This window comes from Cupriavidus sp., from assembly GCF_057315035.1.
The window spans coordinates 28,076-40,955 of the sequence record NZ_DBHKYV010000005.1; the positions used below are offsets into that span (position 1 = coordinate 28,076).

15 protein-coding genes are annotated in these 12,880 nt (G+C 62.3%); 9 read left to right on the forward strand and 6 right to left on the reverse strand.

All coding sequences use genetic code 11. The annotated features are described in order from the left end of the window. The first annotated feature begins 52 nt into the window (after nt 1-52). Nucleotides 53-319 carry a 30S ribosomal protein S20 gene (gene rpsT, locus ACO550_RS10010; RefSeq protein ID WP_315597369.1) on the forward strand — a complete coding sequence of 89 codons (267 nt, stop codon included), beginning with the start codon at nt 53-55 and terminating at the stop codon, nt 317-319. Between the two features lie 178 nt (nt 320-497). On the opposite strand, the gene ACO550_RS10015 is transcribed toward rpsT, so the two are convergent. Further along, the gene (locus ACO550_RS10015; protein ID WP_315597368.1) at nt 498-803 is read right to left on the reverse strand and encodes a DUF3579 domain-containing protein; all 306 of its coding nucleotides are present in this window, start codon (nt 801-803) and stop codon (nt 498-500) included. A gap of 468 nt (nt 804-1,271) precedes the next feature. Here ACO550_RS10015 and argF point away from each other — a divergent pair, with 468 nt between their 5' ends. Together argF and ppnP are read left to right on the forward strand one after the other, a co-directional pair. Then, nucleotides 1,272-2,195, forward strand: a complete 924-nt coding sequence (gene argF / locus ACO550_RS10020) for an ornithine carbamoyltransferase (RefSeq protein ID WP_315597367.1) — start codon at nt 1,272-1,274, stop codon at nt 2,193-2,195. A gap of 89 nt (nt 2,196-2,284) precedes the next feature. Further along, nucleotides 2,285-2,596, forward strand: coding sequence for a pyrimidine/purine nucleoside phosphorylase (ppnP, locus tag ACO550_RS10025; RefSeq protein ID WP_315597366.1), 312 nt, complete (start codon nt 2,285-2,287; stop codon nt 2,594-2,596). 56 nt (nt 2,597-2,652) lie between these two features. On the opposite strand, the gene murB is transcribed toward ppnP, so the two are convergent. Then, nucleotides 2,653-3,663, reverse strand: a complete 1,011-nt coding sequence (gene murB, locus ACO550_RS10030; protein ID WP_315597365.1) for a UDP-N-acetylmuramate dehydrogenase — start codon at nt 3,661-3,663, stop codon at nt 2,653-2,655. A gap of 108 nt (nt 3,664-3,771) precedes the next feature. On the opposite strand from murB, the gene ACO550_RS10035 reads away from it, so the two are divergent. Then, the gene (locus tag ACO550_RS10035; protein WP_315597364.1) at nt 3,772-4,257 is read left to right on the forward strand and encodes a YajQ family cyclic di-GMP-binding protein; all 486 of its coding nucleotides are present in this window, start codon (nt 3,772-3,774) and stop codon (nt 4,255-4,257) included. Between the two features lie 19 nt (nt 4,258-4,276). On the opposite strand, the gene ACO550_RS10040 is transcribed toward ACO550_RS10035, so the two are convergent. From ACO550_RS10040 to ACO550_RS10050, 3 genes are all read right to left on the reverse strand, one after another. Then, nucleotides 4,277-4,735 carry a DUF192 domain-containing protein gene (locus tag ACO550_RS10040; RefSeq protein ID WP_315597363.1) on the reverse strand — a complete coding sequence of 153 codons (459 nt, stop codon included), beginning with the start codon at nt 4,733-4,735 and terminating at the stop codon, nt 4,277-4,279. A 178-nt stretch (nt 4,736-4,913) separates the two neighbouring features. Continuing rightward, a complete protein-coding gene (locus ACO550_RS10045; protein WP_315597362.1) occupies nt 4,914-5,102 on the reverse strand; it encodes a hypothetical protein in 189 nt (62 codons plus the stop codon). Between the two features lie 128 nt (nt 5,103-5,230). After that, complete coding sequence (locus ACO550_RS10050; RefSeq protein ID WP_315597361.1) at nt 5,231-5,842, reverse strand: pseudouridine synthase; 612 nt, start codon at nt 5,840-5,842, stop codon at nt 5,231-5,233. A 120-nt stretch (nt 5,843-5,962) separates the two neighbouring features. On the opposite strand from ACO550_RS10050, the gene icd reads away from it, so the two are divergent. Continuing rightward, entirely contained in the window at nt 5,963-7,213 is a 1,251-nt protein-coding gene (icd, locus tag ACO550_RS10055; RefSeq protein ID WP_315597360.1) for an NADP-dependent isocitrate dehydrogenase, read from the forward strand. Between the two features lie 206 nt (nt 7,214-7,419). Here the strand turns inward: icd and ACO550_RS10060 are convergent, their stop codons facing one another. Continuing rightward, nucleotides 7,420-7,629 carry a cold shock domain-containing protein gene (locus ACO550_RS10060; protein WP_315597359.1) on the reverse strand — a complete coding sequence of 70 codons (210 nt, stop codon included), beginning with the start codon at nt 7,627-7,629 and terminating at the stop codon, nt 7,420-7,422. A 591-nt stretch (nt 7,630-8,220) separates the two neighbouring features. Between ACO550_RS10060 and clpS the strand changes: the two genes are divergently transcribed. The 4 genes from clpS (at nt 8,221) to ACO550_RS10080 (ending at nt 12,834) form a co-directional block, all read left to right on the forward strand. Further along, complete coding sequence (clpS, locus tag ACO550_RS10065) at nt 8,221-8,547, forward strand: ATP-dependent Clp protease adapter ClpS (protein WP_049815983.1); 327 nt, start codon at nt 8,221-8,223, stop codon at nt 8,545-8,547. After that, a complete protein-coding gene (clpA, locus tag ACO550_RS10070; protein ID WP_315597358.1) occupies nt 8,544-10,841 on the forward strand; it encodes an ATP-dependent Clp protease ATP-binding subunit ClpA in 2,298 nt (765 codons plus the stop codon). The genes clpS and clpA overlap by 4 nt, the downstream gene beginning before the upstream one ends. A 148-nt stretch (nt 10,842-10,989) precedes the next feature. Continuing rightward, nucleotides 10,990-11,994: a tripartite tricarboxylate transporter substrate-binding protein gene (locus tag ACO550_RS10075; RefSeq protein WP_315597357.1), complete on the forward strand. Its 1,005-nt coding sequence runs from the start codon at nt 10,990-10,992 to the stop codon at nt 11,992-11,994. 3 nt (nt 11,995-11,997) lie between these two features. Beyond that, nucleotides 11,998-12,834 carry a VOC family protein gene (locus tag ACO550_RS10080; protein ID WP_315597356.1) on the forward strand — a complete coding sequence of 279 codons (837 nt, stop codon included), beginning with the start codon at nt 11,998-12,000 and terminating at the stop codon, nt 12,832-12,834. Nucleotides 12,835-12,880 lie beyond the last annotated feature (46 nt).

Consider the following 12,880-nt stretch of genomic DNA (forward strand, 5'->3'; position numbering starts at 1 on the left):
CCCAATTTATTGCGTCGCCCCGGGCGCGCATTCTGAATTCAGGAAGAGATACATGGCAAATTCCGCACAAGCACGCAAGCGCGCGCGCCAAGCCGTCGCCGCGAACACCCACAACTCCAGCCTGCGCTCGCGTCTGCGCACCGCTGTCAAGGCCGTTCGCAAGGCCATCGCCGCTGGCGACAAGGCTGCCGCTGCCGAGATCTACAAGCAATCGCAAACGATCATCGACAGCATCGCTGACAAGAAGATCGTGCACAAGAACAAGGCTGCACGTCACAAGTCGCGTCTGTCGGCTGCCATCAAGGGCATGACCGCCTGATAACTGCCTCGGTCACTTCGGTGGCCCGCAGTTCAAAAAGCTCGTCTTCGGACGGGCTTTTTTGTTTTTGCAGTGCTGTGCGCGTGGCCCTCGGCGGCGGGCAGCAGCAGGCAACAAAAAACCCGGCGATCGCGCCGGGTTTTTTCATGGCATCGGTCAGCCTGGCTGTGGGGCGCGATCAATCGCCGACCGAGCAGGCCTCTACCACTTGCAGATTGTTGTCGCGCGCGAAGTTCAGCACGAAGTCCAGCGCCTTGGGCTCGATGGCGCGCAGGCGGGTATCGACCACCACGTTCTTGATGCCGGCGACGATCACCGGTCGCACATACGGCGAATAGGTCAGGCGGGGATCCCCGGTATCTCCCTCGGGGCGGAATTGGGCCATCACGCCGCAGAGTCGCTCAGCCCAGTCGCTGGGGCGGAAGGTCTTGCCTTCCGTGGTAACGCCTTGGATAAAGTATTCGCGAACTTGGGGGGTGGTCATGGGACTGCGGGGATCTGCTTTGTGACTCGACGGAAAACCCGCTGCGACGGGCAGCCCGTTTGACGTGTCGGCGGGCGATTGGTTCGCGCGCATCCGAACGTGAGCAGCGGGGCGATGGCGTCGGCGGGGGCACTTTTGATGCCGGGTGGCGGGCGGTGGCATGGGTATGCCGGGCCCCGCGTGAATCAGCAAGTATTATATCTTATATAAGACCTGCGCATATGGCGAAATCCTGTCGGGAACCTGTCAGTGGCCGCGTCCGCTCCGGCAAGAGCGGCATCCGCGCGGCCTGGCGAGCCTTTGCTACGTTATCGGCCCGGGCTCGCCAAAGCTGGAATAATCCCTTATGATCTTTGCAATTACATTGCGTAAGCGACGCGAAAGGCGACTCCGCGACACGCTCTGGCCTGACGGATGCCACCCTGGCAGACGGGCCAAGTGTCCCTGGCGAGCCGCCTTCTTTGTTTTATGAGCTCAACCCCGATCAAGCATTACCTCCAGTTCAGCGACCTCGGTGCCGACGAGTACGAGTACCTGCTGGACCGCGCGAGGATCCTGAAGGCGAAGTTCAAGAATTACGAAACATGGCACCCGCTGCACGACCGCACGCTGGCCATGATCTTCGAGAAGAATTCCACGCGTACGCGCCTGTCGTTCGAAGCCGGCGTCCACCAGCTCGGTGGCCATGCGGTGTTCCTGAACACGCGCGATTCGCAGCTGGGCCGTGGTGAGCCGATCGAGGATGCCGCGCAGGTGATCTCGCGCATGGTCGACATCATCATGATCCGCACGTATGGCCAGGACATCCTGGACCGCTTTGCCGCGCATTCGCGTGTGCCGGTGATCAACGGCCTGACCAACGAATACCACCCCTGCCAGGTGCTGGCCGATGTATTCACGTACATCGAGCAGCGCGGCAGCATTGCCGGCAAGACCGTGGCATGGATCGGCGACGCCAACAACATGGCGTACACCTGGATCCAGGCGGCCGAGCGGCTCGATTTCACCTTCCATTTCTCGGCGCCCCCGGGTTATCAGCTCGATCCAGCCATGGTGCCGGCATCGGCCGCGCCGCGTGTGAAGGTGTTCGAGAACCCGCTGGACGCATGCCAGGGCGCGCATCTGGTGACTACCGACGTGTGGACCAGCATGGGCTTCGAGGCCGAGAACGAAGCGCGCAAGCGTGCGTTCAAGGACTGGATGGTCACCACGGCGATGATGGACCGTGCCGCTGGCGACGCGCTGTTCATGCACTGCCTGCCCGCGCACCGGGGCGAGGAAGTGGAAGCCGCGGTCATCGACGGCCCGCGCAGCGTGGTCTGGGATGAAGCCGAGAACCGCCTGCACGTGCAGAAGGCGCTGATGGAATACCTGCTCTGCGGCCGCTACTGAGCCGCGTCGGAGCTAATGAAAGGGGGCCGCAAGGGCTCCCTTTTTTACGTCTTTGCGAAACCTGAACCGAACGATCCGAGGAGATTGAGATGAGCCAGTTCGACAACGTGTCTGTCGTCAAGAAGGCCAACCTGTATTTCGATGGCAAGTGCGTGAGCCACACGGTGGTGTTTGCCGACGGCACGCGCAAGACGCTGGGCGTGATCTTCCCGGCCGCGCTGACGTTCAATACCGGTGCACCGGAAATCATGGAAGTCAACGCGGGCACCTGCCGCGTACGCCTGGCCGGTTCGGACGAGTGGAAGACCTACGGCGCGGGCCAGCAGTTCGACGTGCCGGGCAATAGCAGCTTTGACATCGAAGTGACCGAGACCCTGGACTACGTCTGCCACTTCGGTTGAACTTGCCACTGTTTTTCTCCCCTCTCCCGCGCGCGGGAGAGGGGAGCGAATCCTTCCTACAAAATCACCGGCTCCGGTTCGATCCTTACCCCGAAGCGGGCCTCGACCGTATCCGCGATCCGTTGCGCCAGCTTCAGCAGCGCGGCACCCGTGCCACCGCCATGGTGTACCAGCACCAGCGCCTGCTTCCCATAGACGCCCACCGGGCCGTCGTCGACGCCCTTGAAGCCACACTGGTCGATCAGCCAGCCCGCCGCGAGCTTGTAGCGGCCATCGGGCTGTGCATAGCTGACCAGGGTCGGATGCTGCTTCAGCAAGGCATCGCGTTGCGCTGACTCGACGACCGGATTCTTGAAGAACGAGCCCGCGTTACCAATCTGCGCTGGATCGGGCAGCTTGCGAGAGCGAATGGCGATCACGGCATCGCGAATTTGCGCCGCGCTTGGAGTGGGCTGGCCCTCCAGTTCACGCGCCAGTTCGACATAGGCCAGTACTGGCTGCCAGGCCTTGGGCAGGCGCAGGGTTACGGCCGTGATGATGTAGCGATCGCGGCCGGTGTGCTTGAACAGGCTGTCCCGATAACCGAATGCGCAATCGTCCAGGTCCAGCGTGGCGAACTGGCCGGTCTGACGGTCGTAGGCGCGCAGCCGGGCGAAGCGCTCGCGCAACTCCACACCATAGGCGCCAATGTTCTGGATCGGCGCGGCGCCGGCCGTGCCGGGAATCAGGGCCAGGTTTTCGAGCCCTGGCATGCCGTCGGCCACAGTACGCCCGACCAGGGCGTGCCAGTTCTCGCCGGCGCCCGCAGTGACCAGCCAACTGGTACTGTCCTCGGCGATCTCGTAGCCGGGAATTTCCATCAACAGTACGCAGGCATCGAGGTCGCCGGTCAGCACCACATTGCTGCCGCCACCGAGCACAATGACCGGCAGGCCGCCCGCGCGCGGGTCGGACAGGGCTGAAACCAGGTCAGATTCGCTGCGGATATGCGCCGCCAGACGCGCGCGCGCATCGAAGCCGAATGTATTGTGGGTGCGCAGGGGATAAAATTCGTGGAAATCTGCCATGCAAGGACGGGGAAAGCACCCCGGACCGGGGCAGGCCCAGATTATACGTAACCGTTACGGACGGCCGCCGCATGTCGGCTACCGCCCCGCAATACCAGGAGAATCGATATGCCGTCGTTTGACGTAGTGTGTGAAGCCAATATGGTGGAAGTGAAGAACGCCGTGGAGCAGGCCAACAAGGAAATCTCCACGCGCTTCGACTTCAAGGGGTCCGATGCCCGTGTGGAGCAGAAGGAGGGCGAACTGACCATGTTTGCCGATGACAACTTCAAACTCGACCAGGTCAAGGACGTACTGATCAACAAGATGGCCAAGCGCAATGTTGATACGCGCTTCCTGGACTATGGCAAGGTCGACAAGGTCGGCGGCGACAAGGTCAAGCAGGTCATCACGATCAAGAAGGGCGTGACCGGCGACCTGTCCAAGAAAATCGTGCGCATGATCAAGGACAGCAAGATCAAGGTCCAGGCCAGCATCCAGGGCGATGCCGTGCGCGTGTCGGGCACCAAGCGCGACGACCTGCAATCGGTCATCGCGTTGCTGCGCAAGGACGTCGATGAAGCACCGCTGGACTTCAACAACTTCCGCGACTGATTCCGGCTGATTCCTTCAGCTACTGCGCCTGCCGCGGCCGCGGCAGGCCGCCAATCCTGGCGCCGGGCTTGATGCCCTTCTGCGCAAACCAGCCCTTGTTCATTTCCAGCGCGTAGCGCACGGCCGCGCGCGGACAGTGGTTATCCTCGGTCTGCGGCGCCATGTCCTCGATATTCACGATGCTGCCGTCATCGGCCAGGAAGGCGATCGACAGCGGCAGGTCCGTGTTCTTCATCCAGAAGCAATGTCCGGCCTTTTCATCGAAGATGAACAGCATGCCGGCGTTGGCGGGCATCGACTTGCGATACATCAGGCCACGTTCGCGCTGTTCGGGCGATGCGGCCACCTCGGCCTGGATCGCGTACATGCCGGCGGTCAGCGGTACGACGGGTAGCGCGGATTGGGCCTGGGCCGAACTGATCAGCGAGGCAGCCCCAATGGTGCCGATGGCGAGCAGAGACTTGAGCACGAAGTGCATGGCGGTTCTTGTCGTTGGGAGATCAACTGCAGGCGAGAGCATAGCGCAGGCGCGGCAGGCACGTGTTGCAGCGGTTGGGGGGCGGACATGAAAAAAGGCAGGACGCGCCGTGGCGTGCCTGCCTTTTCGATGCGCGCGGGCAAGCTGCCTGCGCGAACCGCCATGCCGCGAGAAAAACTTACTGTGCGGCCGGTGCCGAAGCTTCAGCCTTCTTGGCGTGCTTCTTGGTGTGCTTCTTCTTGGTGGTCTTCGCGGGCTTCGCGGCTTCCTTGGCGGCCGGCGCAGCGTCAGCAGCGGGAGCCGAAGCTTGGGCGAAGGCGCCGGTAGCGAACAGGCCAACAACCAGGGCAGCGATCAGTTTTTTCATTGCGAGTACCTCAAAGAGTTTTGTATCCAGGATCTGGAAGATCTGACGCGTATTGACGTGTCACCCGCAAAAACGGAGCGCCATCTTTTGGCGTTGACGTCATGTTTGTTGGTATTTGTAACCGGGTTTTACCTTCGCTCGCGTACTTGTATTGCGTGGCGTACAGGTGAATGGCGTGCTGAAAGTCCTAGTGCGCCGACATCGGTCTCGCACCATTGACCGGGCATCAGCCCAAGCGCCGGCAGTGACAGGTTGCCGATTGCCGCACGTATGAGGCGCAGGGTCGGAAAACCCACCGCAGCCGTCATGCGCCTGACCTGGCGATTCTTGCCCTCGCGGATTTTCAGCTCGACCCAGGTCGTGGGGATTGCCGCGCGATGGCGGATTGGCGGGTTTCGCTCCCATACCCACGCGGGCTCCGCAACGATTCGCACAATGGCCGGCAACGTGGTGAAATCTCCCAGGTCGACGCCGCCGCGCAACCGTGCCAGCGCGGCGTGGTCGGGCACGCCTTCCACCTGCGCCAGGTAGGTCTTGGTCAACTTGTGCTGCGGATCTGCGATACGCGCTTGCAGTGCGCCGTCGTCGGTCAGCAACAGCAGGCCCTCGCTGTCGGCATCGAGGCGGCCAGCCGGGTACACGCCGGGCACGTCGACGCAATCGGCGAGCGTCGGCCGCGACGGGTGCGCGGAAAACTGGCTCATCGTCTGGAAGGGCTTGTTGAGGGCAATCAGGGTCATGGGCGCGCATTATCCCCCAGTGGCGCGACGCCCGTTACAATGCCTTGGACAACACAATCGCATCGCCGGGCACCGCGTCCCGGTGCCCGTCATCACCCTGTTAGCAGTTGGAGACAAAACATGTATCAGCACATCAAGGTGCCGGCAGGCGAGAAGATCACGGTCAACGCCGATTTCTCGCTGAATGTGCCGGACAACCCGATCATTCCCTATATCGAAGGCGACGGCACGGGCGCGGACATTACGCCGGTGATGCTGAAGGTGGTAGATGCGGCCGTGGCCAAGGCCTATGCCGGCAAACGCAAGATCGCGTGGATGGAGGTTTTCGCGGGCGAAAAGTCCACCAGGGTCTACGGCCCGGACGTCTGGTTGCCCGACGAGACGCTCGACGTGGTCAAGCAGTATGTGGTCTCGATCAAGGGGCCGCTGACCACGCCAGTCGGCGGCGGTATCCGTTCGCTGAACGTCGCGCTGCGCCAGCAGCTCGACCTCTACGTCTGCCTGCGGCCGGTGCGCTATTTCAAGGGGGTGCCGTCGCCGGTGCGCGAGCCCGAAAAGATCGACATGGTGATTTTCCGTGAGAACTCGGAGGACATTTATGCCGGTATCGAATGGGAAGCGGAAAGCGAAGGGGCCAAAAAGCTGATCGCGTTCCTGCAGAACGAGATGGGCGTGAAGAAGATCCGCTTCCCGGACACCTCGGGCATTGGTGTGAAGCCCGTGTCGAAGCAGGGCACGCAACGCCTGGTGCGCAAGGCAATCCAGTACGCGATCGACAACGACAAGCCCTCGGTGACGCTGGTGCACAAGGGCAATATCATGAAGTTCACCGAGGGTGGCTTCCGCGACTGGGGCTATGAACTGGCCTTGCAGGAATTTGGCGCCGAACTGGTCGATGGCGGCCCGTGGTGCAAGTTCAAGAACCCGAAGACCGGGCGCGATATCGTGGTCAAGGATGCCATTGCCGATGCGTTCCTGCAGCAGATCCTGCTGCGCCCGGCCGAGTATTCGGTGATCGCCACGCTGAACCTCAATGGCGACTATATCTCTGACGCGCTGGCCGCACAGGTGGGCGGTATCGGGATTGCGCCGGGCGCCAACCTGTCGGATTCCGTGGCGATGTTCGAAGCCACCCATGGCACCGCGCCGAAGTATGCCGGCAAGGATTATGTGAATCCGGGTTCGGAGATCCTCTCGGCCGAAATGATGCTGCGCCACATGGGCTGGACCGAGGCAGCCGACCTGATCATTGCTTCCATGGAGAAGTCGATCCAGTCCAAGAAGGTCACGTATGACTTTGCGCGCCTGCTGGAAGGTGCGACGCAGGTGTCGTGCTCGGGCTTCGGACAGGTGATGATCGACAACATGTAAAACGCATGGTCCACCCATGAACAGAAACGCCCGGCACATGGCTGACATGTGCCGGGCGTTTTGCCGGATGCTTGGCGTACCGCTTGTGCGTGCCCCGGGCAGTCATTGCCTGCCGTGGCACAGGATCCCGTTCCGAAGGGGAGTGCATCCCCTTCACATCCGCATGGACCGACGCTGCTCTATGGCGCGTTCGGCCGCGGCGCACCTTACTGGGCAGCTTCCTGGATGTTCGTGGCTTGCTTGCCCTTCGGGCCTTGCACGACTTCGAACACCACGCGCTGGCCTTCCTTCAGCGTCTTGAATCCAGCCATCTGGATTGCCGAAAAGTGCGCAAACAGTTCTTCCTCGCCGTCGTCCGGCTTGATAAAGCCGAAACCCTTGGCGTCATTGAACCATTTGACGATACCGCTTGCCATAAACTCCCCCAACGAAAAAACTGATATCAAGCGGGGAAACCAATGGCCAGCTGAAAACCACCCAGACGGGCTTTGCATGCCGCTCCTGACGGACCGGTTGCAACAAGCGCCGCGCAAATGAAATTCGCGTGGCCAGCCATCTGGAACCCGTTCGAAAACGGGCTGCAAACAGCTGACCTACGCCGGTCGTGGGCCTCCCTGCTCACGGAAACATCCAGTCCGGCCTGTATGCTTGGCTCGCCGGCCAGGTCCGGATGTGCAAACGATTTTTCTGGCAAACCAAACTACTGTCAAGTTGGCAGATTCCCCACTCGGCGTGGGGTGTGGCAGGATTGAAACGGCAGTAAATGGTACCTTTATCGCTGTGGTGCACGGATTTCCGCGCGGCCCGCATGACGGAGGCCAATGCCGCCCCATGTCGGTCATTCACGCCCCGTGATTGACCGGGCAATGAGACGGCGTGCACCGCGAACGTGCGCCGGGCGGCCTTTGTGCGGCAGCCCACGCTAGGATTTTTCCGAAGGCTGGGCCTTGAATAAGGGCCCAGTTCCCCAAATTGCAGACTTGTGAGTAAGAGTTAGAATAAAAGCCATGGCGACACGGCTGGCGAACACCCCCCAACGCGAAGCAGGCACAGTGATCGAGCGGAAAGAGCAGCAGCTCAAGCCGCCGGCGATGTACAAGGTGCTCCTGCTCAATGACGACTACACTCCGATGGAGTTTGTAGTGATGATCCTGCAGCAGTATTTCAGCAGGGACCGGGAAACGGCGACGCAGATCATGCTCACCGTCCACCGGGAAGGTAAAGGCGTTTGTGGTATCTATACGCGGGATATTGCGGCGACCAAGGTCGAGCTTGTATCAACCCATGCGCGGCAGGCGGGCCACCCCCTGCAGTGCGTGATGGAGGAAGCATGATTGCGCAAGAATTGGAAGTAAGTCTGCATATGGCCTTTGTCGAGGCTCGCCAGGCACGCCACGAGTTCATTACCGTGGAACACCTGCTATTGGCCCTGCTCGACAACCCCACGGCAGCTGAAGTGCTGCGCGCCTGCGCGGCCAATATCGAGGACTTGCGCACCAGTCTGAAGAACTTCATTGCCGATAACACGCCCGTCGTGCCAGGCACGGACGAGGTGGACACGCAGCCCACGCTGGGATTCCAGCGGGTGATCCAGCGCGCCATCATGCACGTGCAATCGACGTCGAACGGCAAGAAGGAAGTAACCGGCGCCAACGTGCTGGTGGCGATCTTCGGCGAAAAGGACTCGCACGCGGTGTACTACCTGCAGCAGCAGGGCGTCACGCGCCTGGACGTGGTCAACTTCATCAGCCATGGCATCCGCAAGGACCAGGCCGAGCCCGCCAAGCATGGCGAAGGCAATCCCGAAGGCGAGGGCGGCGACGGCAAGGAAAGCCCGCTCGAGCAATATACGCAGAACCTGAACACGCTGGCCAAGGCGGGCAAGATCGACCCGCTGATTGGTCGCGACAGCGAGGTCGAGCGCGTGGTGCAGGTACTCTGCCGCCGCCGCAAGAACAATCCGCTGTTGACCGGTGAAGCCGGCGTGGGCAAGACCGCGATCGCCGAGGGCCTGGCCTGGCGCATTACCAAGAACGAAGTGCCCGACATCCTGGAAAAGGCGGTCGTGTACTCGCTCGACATGGGCGCGCTGCTGGCCGGCACCAAGTACCGCGGCGACTTCGAGCAACGCCTGAAGGGCGTGTTGAAGGCGCTCAAGGACAATCCGAACGCGATCCTCTTTATCGACGAAATCCACACGCTGATTGGCGCGGGCGCCGCATCGGGTGGCACGCTGGATGCGAGCAACCTGCTCAAGCCGGCGCTGTCGTCCGGCCAGCTCAAGTGCGTGGGTGCCACGACATTCACGGAGTACCGCGGCATTTTCGAGAAGGACGCGGCATTGTCGCGCCGTTTCCAGAAAATCGATGTGGTCGAACCAACCGTGGACCAGACCGTGCAGATCCTGCGCGGCCTGAAGTCGCGCTTTGAAGAGCACCATGGCGTCAAGTACGCGGCTTCGGCGCTGACTGCCGCCGCCGAGTTGTCGGCACGTTTCATCACCGATCGTCATCTGCCCGACAAGGCGATCGACGTGATCGATGAGGCAGGTGCGGCGCAACGTATCCTGCCAAAGTCGAAGCAGAAGAAGACCATTGGCAAGGGCGAGATCGAGGACATCGTCTCGCGTATCGCACGTATCCCGCCGCAAAGCGTGAACCAGGACGACCGCAGCAAGCTGCAGACGCTGGAGCGCGACCTGAAGTCGGTGGTGTTCGGGCAGGACCCGGCCATCGATGCGCTGGCGTCGGCCATCAAGATGTCGCGTGCCGGGCTGGGCAAGACGGACAAGCCGATCGGCTCGTTCCTGTTCTCGGGCCCGACCGGTGTCGGCAAGACCGAGGTGGCCAAGCAGCTCGCGTTCATCATGGGTATCGAGCTGCTGCGCTTCGACATGTCGGAATACATGGAGCGCCATGCGGTCAGCCGCCTGATCGGCGCGCCGCCGGGCTATGTCGGGTTCGACCAGGGCGGCCTGCTGACCGAGGCCGTGACCAAGAAGCCGCACTGCGTGCTGCTGCTCGACGAGATCGAAAAGGCGCATCCGGATATCTTCAATATCCTGCTGCAGGTGATGGACCACGGTTCGCTGACCGATAACAACGGTCGCCGTGCCGACTTCCGCAACGTGATCATCATCATGACCACCAATGCGGGAGCCGAGACGATGAACCGCGCCACCATCGGTTTCACGACGTCGCGCGAGCAGGGCGACGAGATGGCCGATATCAAGCGCATGTTCACGCCCGAGTTCCGCAACCGGCTCGATGCGACGATCAGCTTCCGGTCGCTGGATGAGGAGATCATCCTGCGCGTGGTGGACAAGTTCCTGATGCAACTGGAAGAGCAGTTGCACGAGAAGAAGGTGGAAGCCAGCTTCTCGGAGAAACTGCGCAAGTATCTGGCCAAGAAGGGTTTCGACCCGCTCATGGGGGCGCGGCCGATGCAGCGCCTGATCCAGGACATGATCCGCAAGGCGCTGGCCGACGAGCTGCTGTTCGGCAAGCTGGTCACGGGTGGCAAGGTGGCCGTGGATCTGGACGAGGGCGACCAGATCAAGCTGACGTTCTCGGAAGCCGATCCGGAGCCGCCCGAGGCACCGGAGAGCGAACAGCGCGCCGAGGTTTGAGCGTGCGCGCCGATTGTTCCATTTTTGGGCGATCAGCGACGGGCATTCCTGCAAGTTGAGCGATCATCGGGCAAAATACGGGGCGGCGGCATGCCGCCCCTTTCTTTTTTCGTTTGCGGCCGTGTTGGTCGCCTAGCTCCGAATCCTGATGTCTTCTCCCGAACGCATGCGGCTTCGCCGCCTGCTGCTCAAGTCGCTGCCGATGAGCGCCATGCCCGCGGCGTCGCTGGCCAGCCTTGCCCACGCCGCCGAACCTGCCACGAGCAGCCGGCCGATCTCGATGGTGCTGCCATTCCCGCCGGGAGGCAGCGTCGATATCGTCGCGCGACAACTGCAGCCGGGCCTCAAGACCAGCCTGGGCCAGACCGTGGTGGTGGACAACAAGCCCGGGGCCGGTGGCCTGATTGCCAGCAGCACCGTGGCGCGGGCCAAGCCCGACGGCAATACGCTGCTGATGGCGTTCGATACGCACGCCATCAACCCGTTCGCGTACAAGAACCTGCCGTACGACACCTTCAAGGATTTCACGCCGATTACGCAATTGGTGCGCTTCCCGCTCGTGATTGCCGCCAACCCAGCGCTATCGGCGTCTAACGTGCGCGAACTGATCGAGTTGGCCCGATCCAATCCGACGGCCGTGCGCTATGCCTCGTCCGGTATCGGCAGCCTGAACCAGCTGGCCGCCGAGGCGTTGGCCACCGAAGCCGGCGTGCATTTCCTGCATGTGCCGTACAAAGGTGGCGGTCCGGCCGTGCAGGCCGTGCTGGCGGGCGAGGTCGACCTGTTCTTCAGCAGCTACGCCGCGGTGCAGGCCCATATCGCGGCCAAGACGATCAAGGTGCTGGGTGTCACCGGCACCAGCCGCATCAGGCAACTGCCGCAGGTGCCAACCGTGGCGGAGCAGGGCTTCAAGGGTTTCGAGGCGTATTCGTGGATCGGCGTGTTCGGTCCGGCCCATATGCAGCCGGAAGCCGTGACCCGGCTGCACGACGCGCTTGCAGCATCGATCAAGCAGCCGAAGGTAGTGGAAGCGCTGATGGCCCAGGGATTCGAAATTGCCGTGGGCTCGCCAGCCGATCTGGGCAACCTGGTTCGTCACGAGCACGACAAATGGCAGGCCGTGGCCCGCAAGGCCAATATCCAGTTCGAATAAGCAATGCGTGCACTGCCTGAGCCGTTCGATCACGCGGTCATCGTCTGCGGCGACCTCGATACCGCTGTCACCCAATGGCGCGCGCTAGGTTTTACGCTGACGCCGCGCGGGTATCACACGCTGGGTTCACAGAACCACTGCATCATGCTGGCGCGCGACTATCTCGAGTTGCTGCATGTCACCGCGCCGAGCCCGAGCCGCCAGTATTACTGGGATGCCCAGCAACGCGGCGGTGGTTGCGCGGCGATGTCGTGCAAGAGCCGCGACGCTTTTGCCACGGCTGACCGGCTGCGTGCCGCCGGCTTCCAGCCTTCCGATCCGATCGAATTCTCACGCCCCGTACGGCTCGACGATGGTAGCGAGCATCCCGCCACGTTCCGCGTGACGGCGCTCGACCATGCCCCGGGCGCGCGCTACTTCGTCTGCGAACATCGCACACCGGAACTGCTATGGCGTCCGGAATGGATGACGCATGCCAATGGCGCGCAGGCGATTGCGGCAACGTATCTGGTGGTCGGGGCAGGGCAGGTGGCCAAGACGGCCGAGGCGTACGCCACGTTGACTGGGGCTGCGATGAGCGGGTCGGTGGGCGATTCGGCGACGCTCGATATCGCTGGCGCGGCATTCGTCGTGACGACGTCGCAGGCGCTGGCCGAGGCGACCGGGGTTCAAGCTGCCAAGCCTGGTTATGCGGCGATCCGGCTCGTGACCGATGATCTATCGAAAGCCCGCACGCACTGGCAGGCGCATGGTGTGCAGGCGATCGACCTGTCACCATCGATGTCGCTTGTCCCGGCTGAGCAGGCCAATGGAGTGGCGCTGATTTTCGAGCAGCGCTAACGATTCCTTGCTCCCCTCTCCCGCGTGCGGGAGAGGGGTTGGGGGA

Coding starts and splice junctions, on each gene's coding strand:
- rpsT (WP_315597369.1), top strand. CDS start 53: ATGGCAAATTCCGCACAAGCACGCAAGCGCGCGCGCCAAGCCGTCGCC.
- ACO550_RS10015 (WP_315597368.1), bottom strand. CDS start 803: ATGACCACCCCCCAAGTTCGCGAATACTTTATCCAAGGCGTTACCACG.
- argF (WP_315597367.1), top strand. CDS start 1,272: ATGAGCTCAACCCCGATCAAGCATTACCTCCAGTTCAGCGACCTCGGT.
- ppnP (WP_315597366.1), top strand. CDS start 2,285: ATGAGCCAGTTCGACAACGTGTCTGTCGTCAAGAAGGCCAACCTGTAT.
- murB (WP_315597365.1), bottom strand. CDS start 3,663: ATGGCAGATTTCCACGAATTTTATCCCCTGCGCACCCACAATACATTC.
- ACO550_RS10035 (WP_315597364.1), top strand. CDS start 3,772: ATGCCGTCGTTTGACGTAGTGTGTGAAGCCAATATGGTGGAAGTGAAG.
- ACO550_RS10040 (WP_315597363.1), bottom strand. CDS start 4,735: ATGCACTTCGTGCTCAAGTCTCTGCTCGCCATCGGCACCATTGGGGCT.
- ACO550_RS10045 (WP_315597362.1), bottom strand. CDS start 5,102: ATGAAAAAACTGATCGCTGCCCTGGTTGTTGGCCTGTTCGCTACCGGC.
- ACO550_RS10050 (WP_315597361.1), bottom strand. CDS start 5,842: ATGACCCTGATTGCCCTCAACAAGCCCTTCCAGACGATGAGCCAGTTT.
- icd (WP_315597360.1), top strand. CDS start 5,963: ATGTATCAGCACATCAAGGTGCCGGCAGGCGAGAAGATCACGGTCAAC.
- ACO550_RS10060 (WP_315597359.1), bottom strand. CDS start 7,629: ATGGCAAGCGGTATCGTCAAATGGTTCAATGACGCCAAGGGTTTCGGC.
- clpS (WP_049815983.1), top strand. CDS start 8,221: ATGGCGACACGGCTGGCGAACACCCCCCAACGCGAAGCAGGCACAGTG.
- clpA (WP_315597358.1), top strand. CDS start 8,544: ATGATTGCGCAAGAATTGGAAGTAAGTCTGCATATGGCCTTTGTCGAG.
- ACO550_RS10075 (WP_315597357.1), top strand. CDS start 10,990: ATGTCTTCTCCCGAACGCATGCGGCTTCGCCGCCTGCTGCTCAAGTCG.
- ACO550_RS10080 (WP_315597356.1), top strand. CDS start 11,998: ATGCGTGCACTGCCTGAGCCGTTCGATCACGCGGTCATCGTCTGCGGC.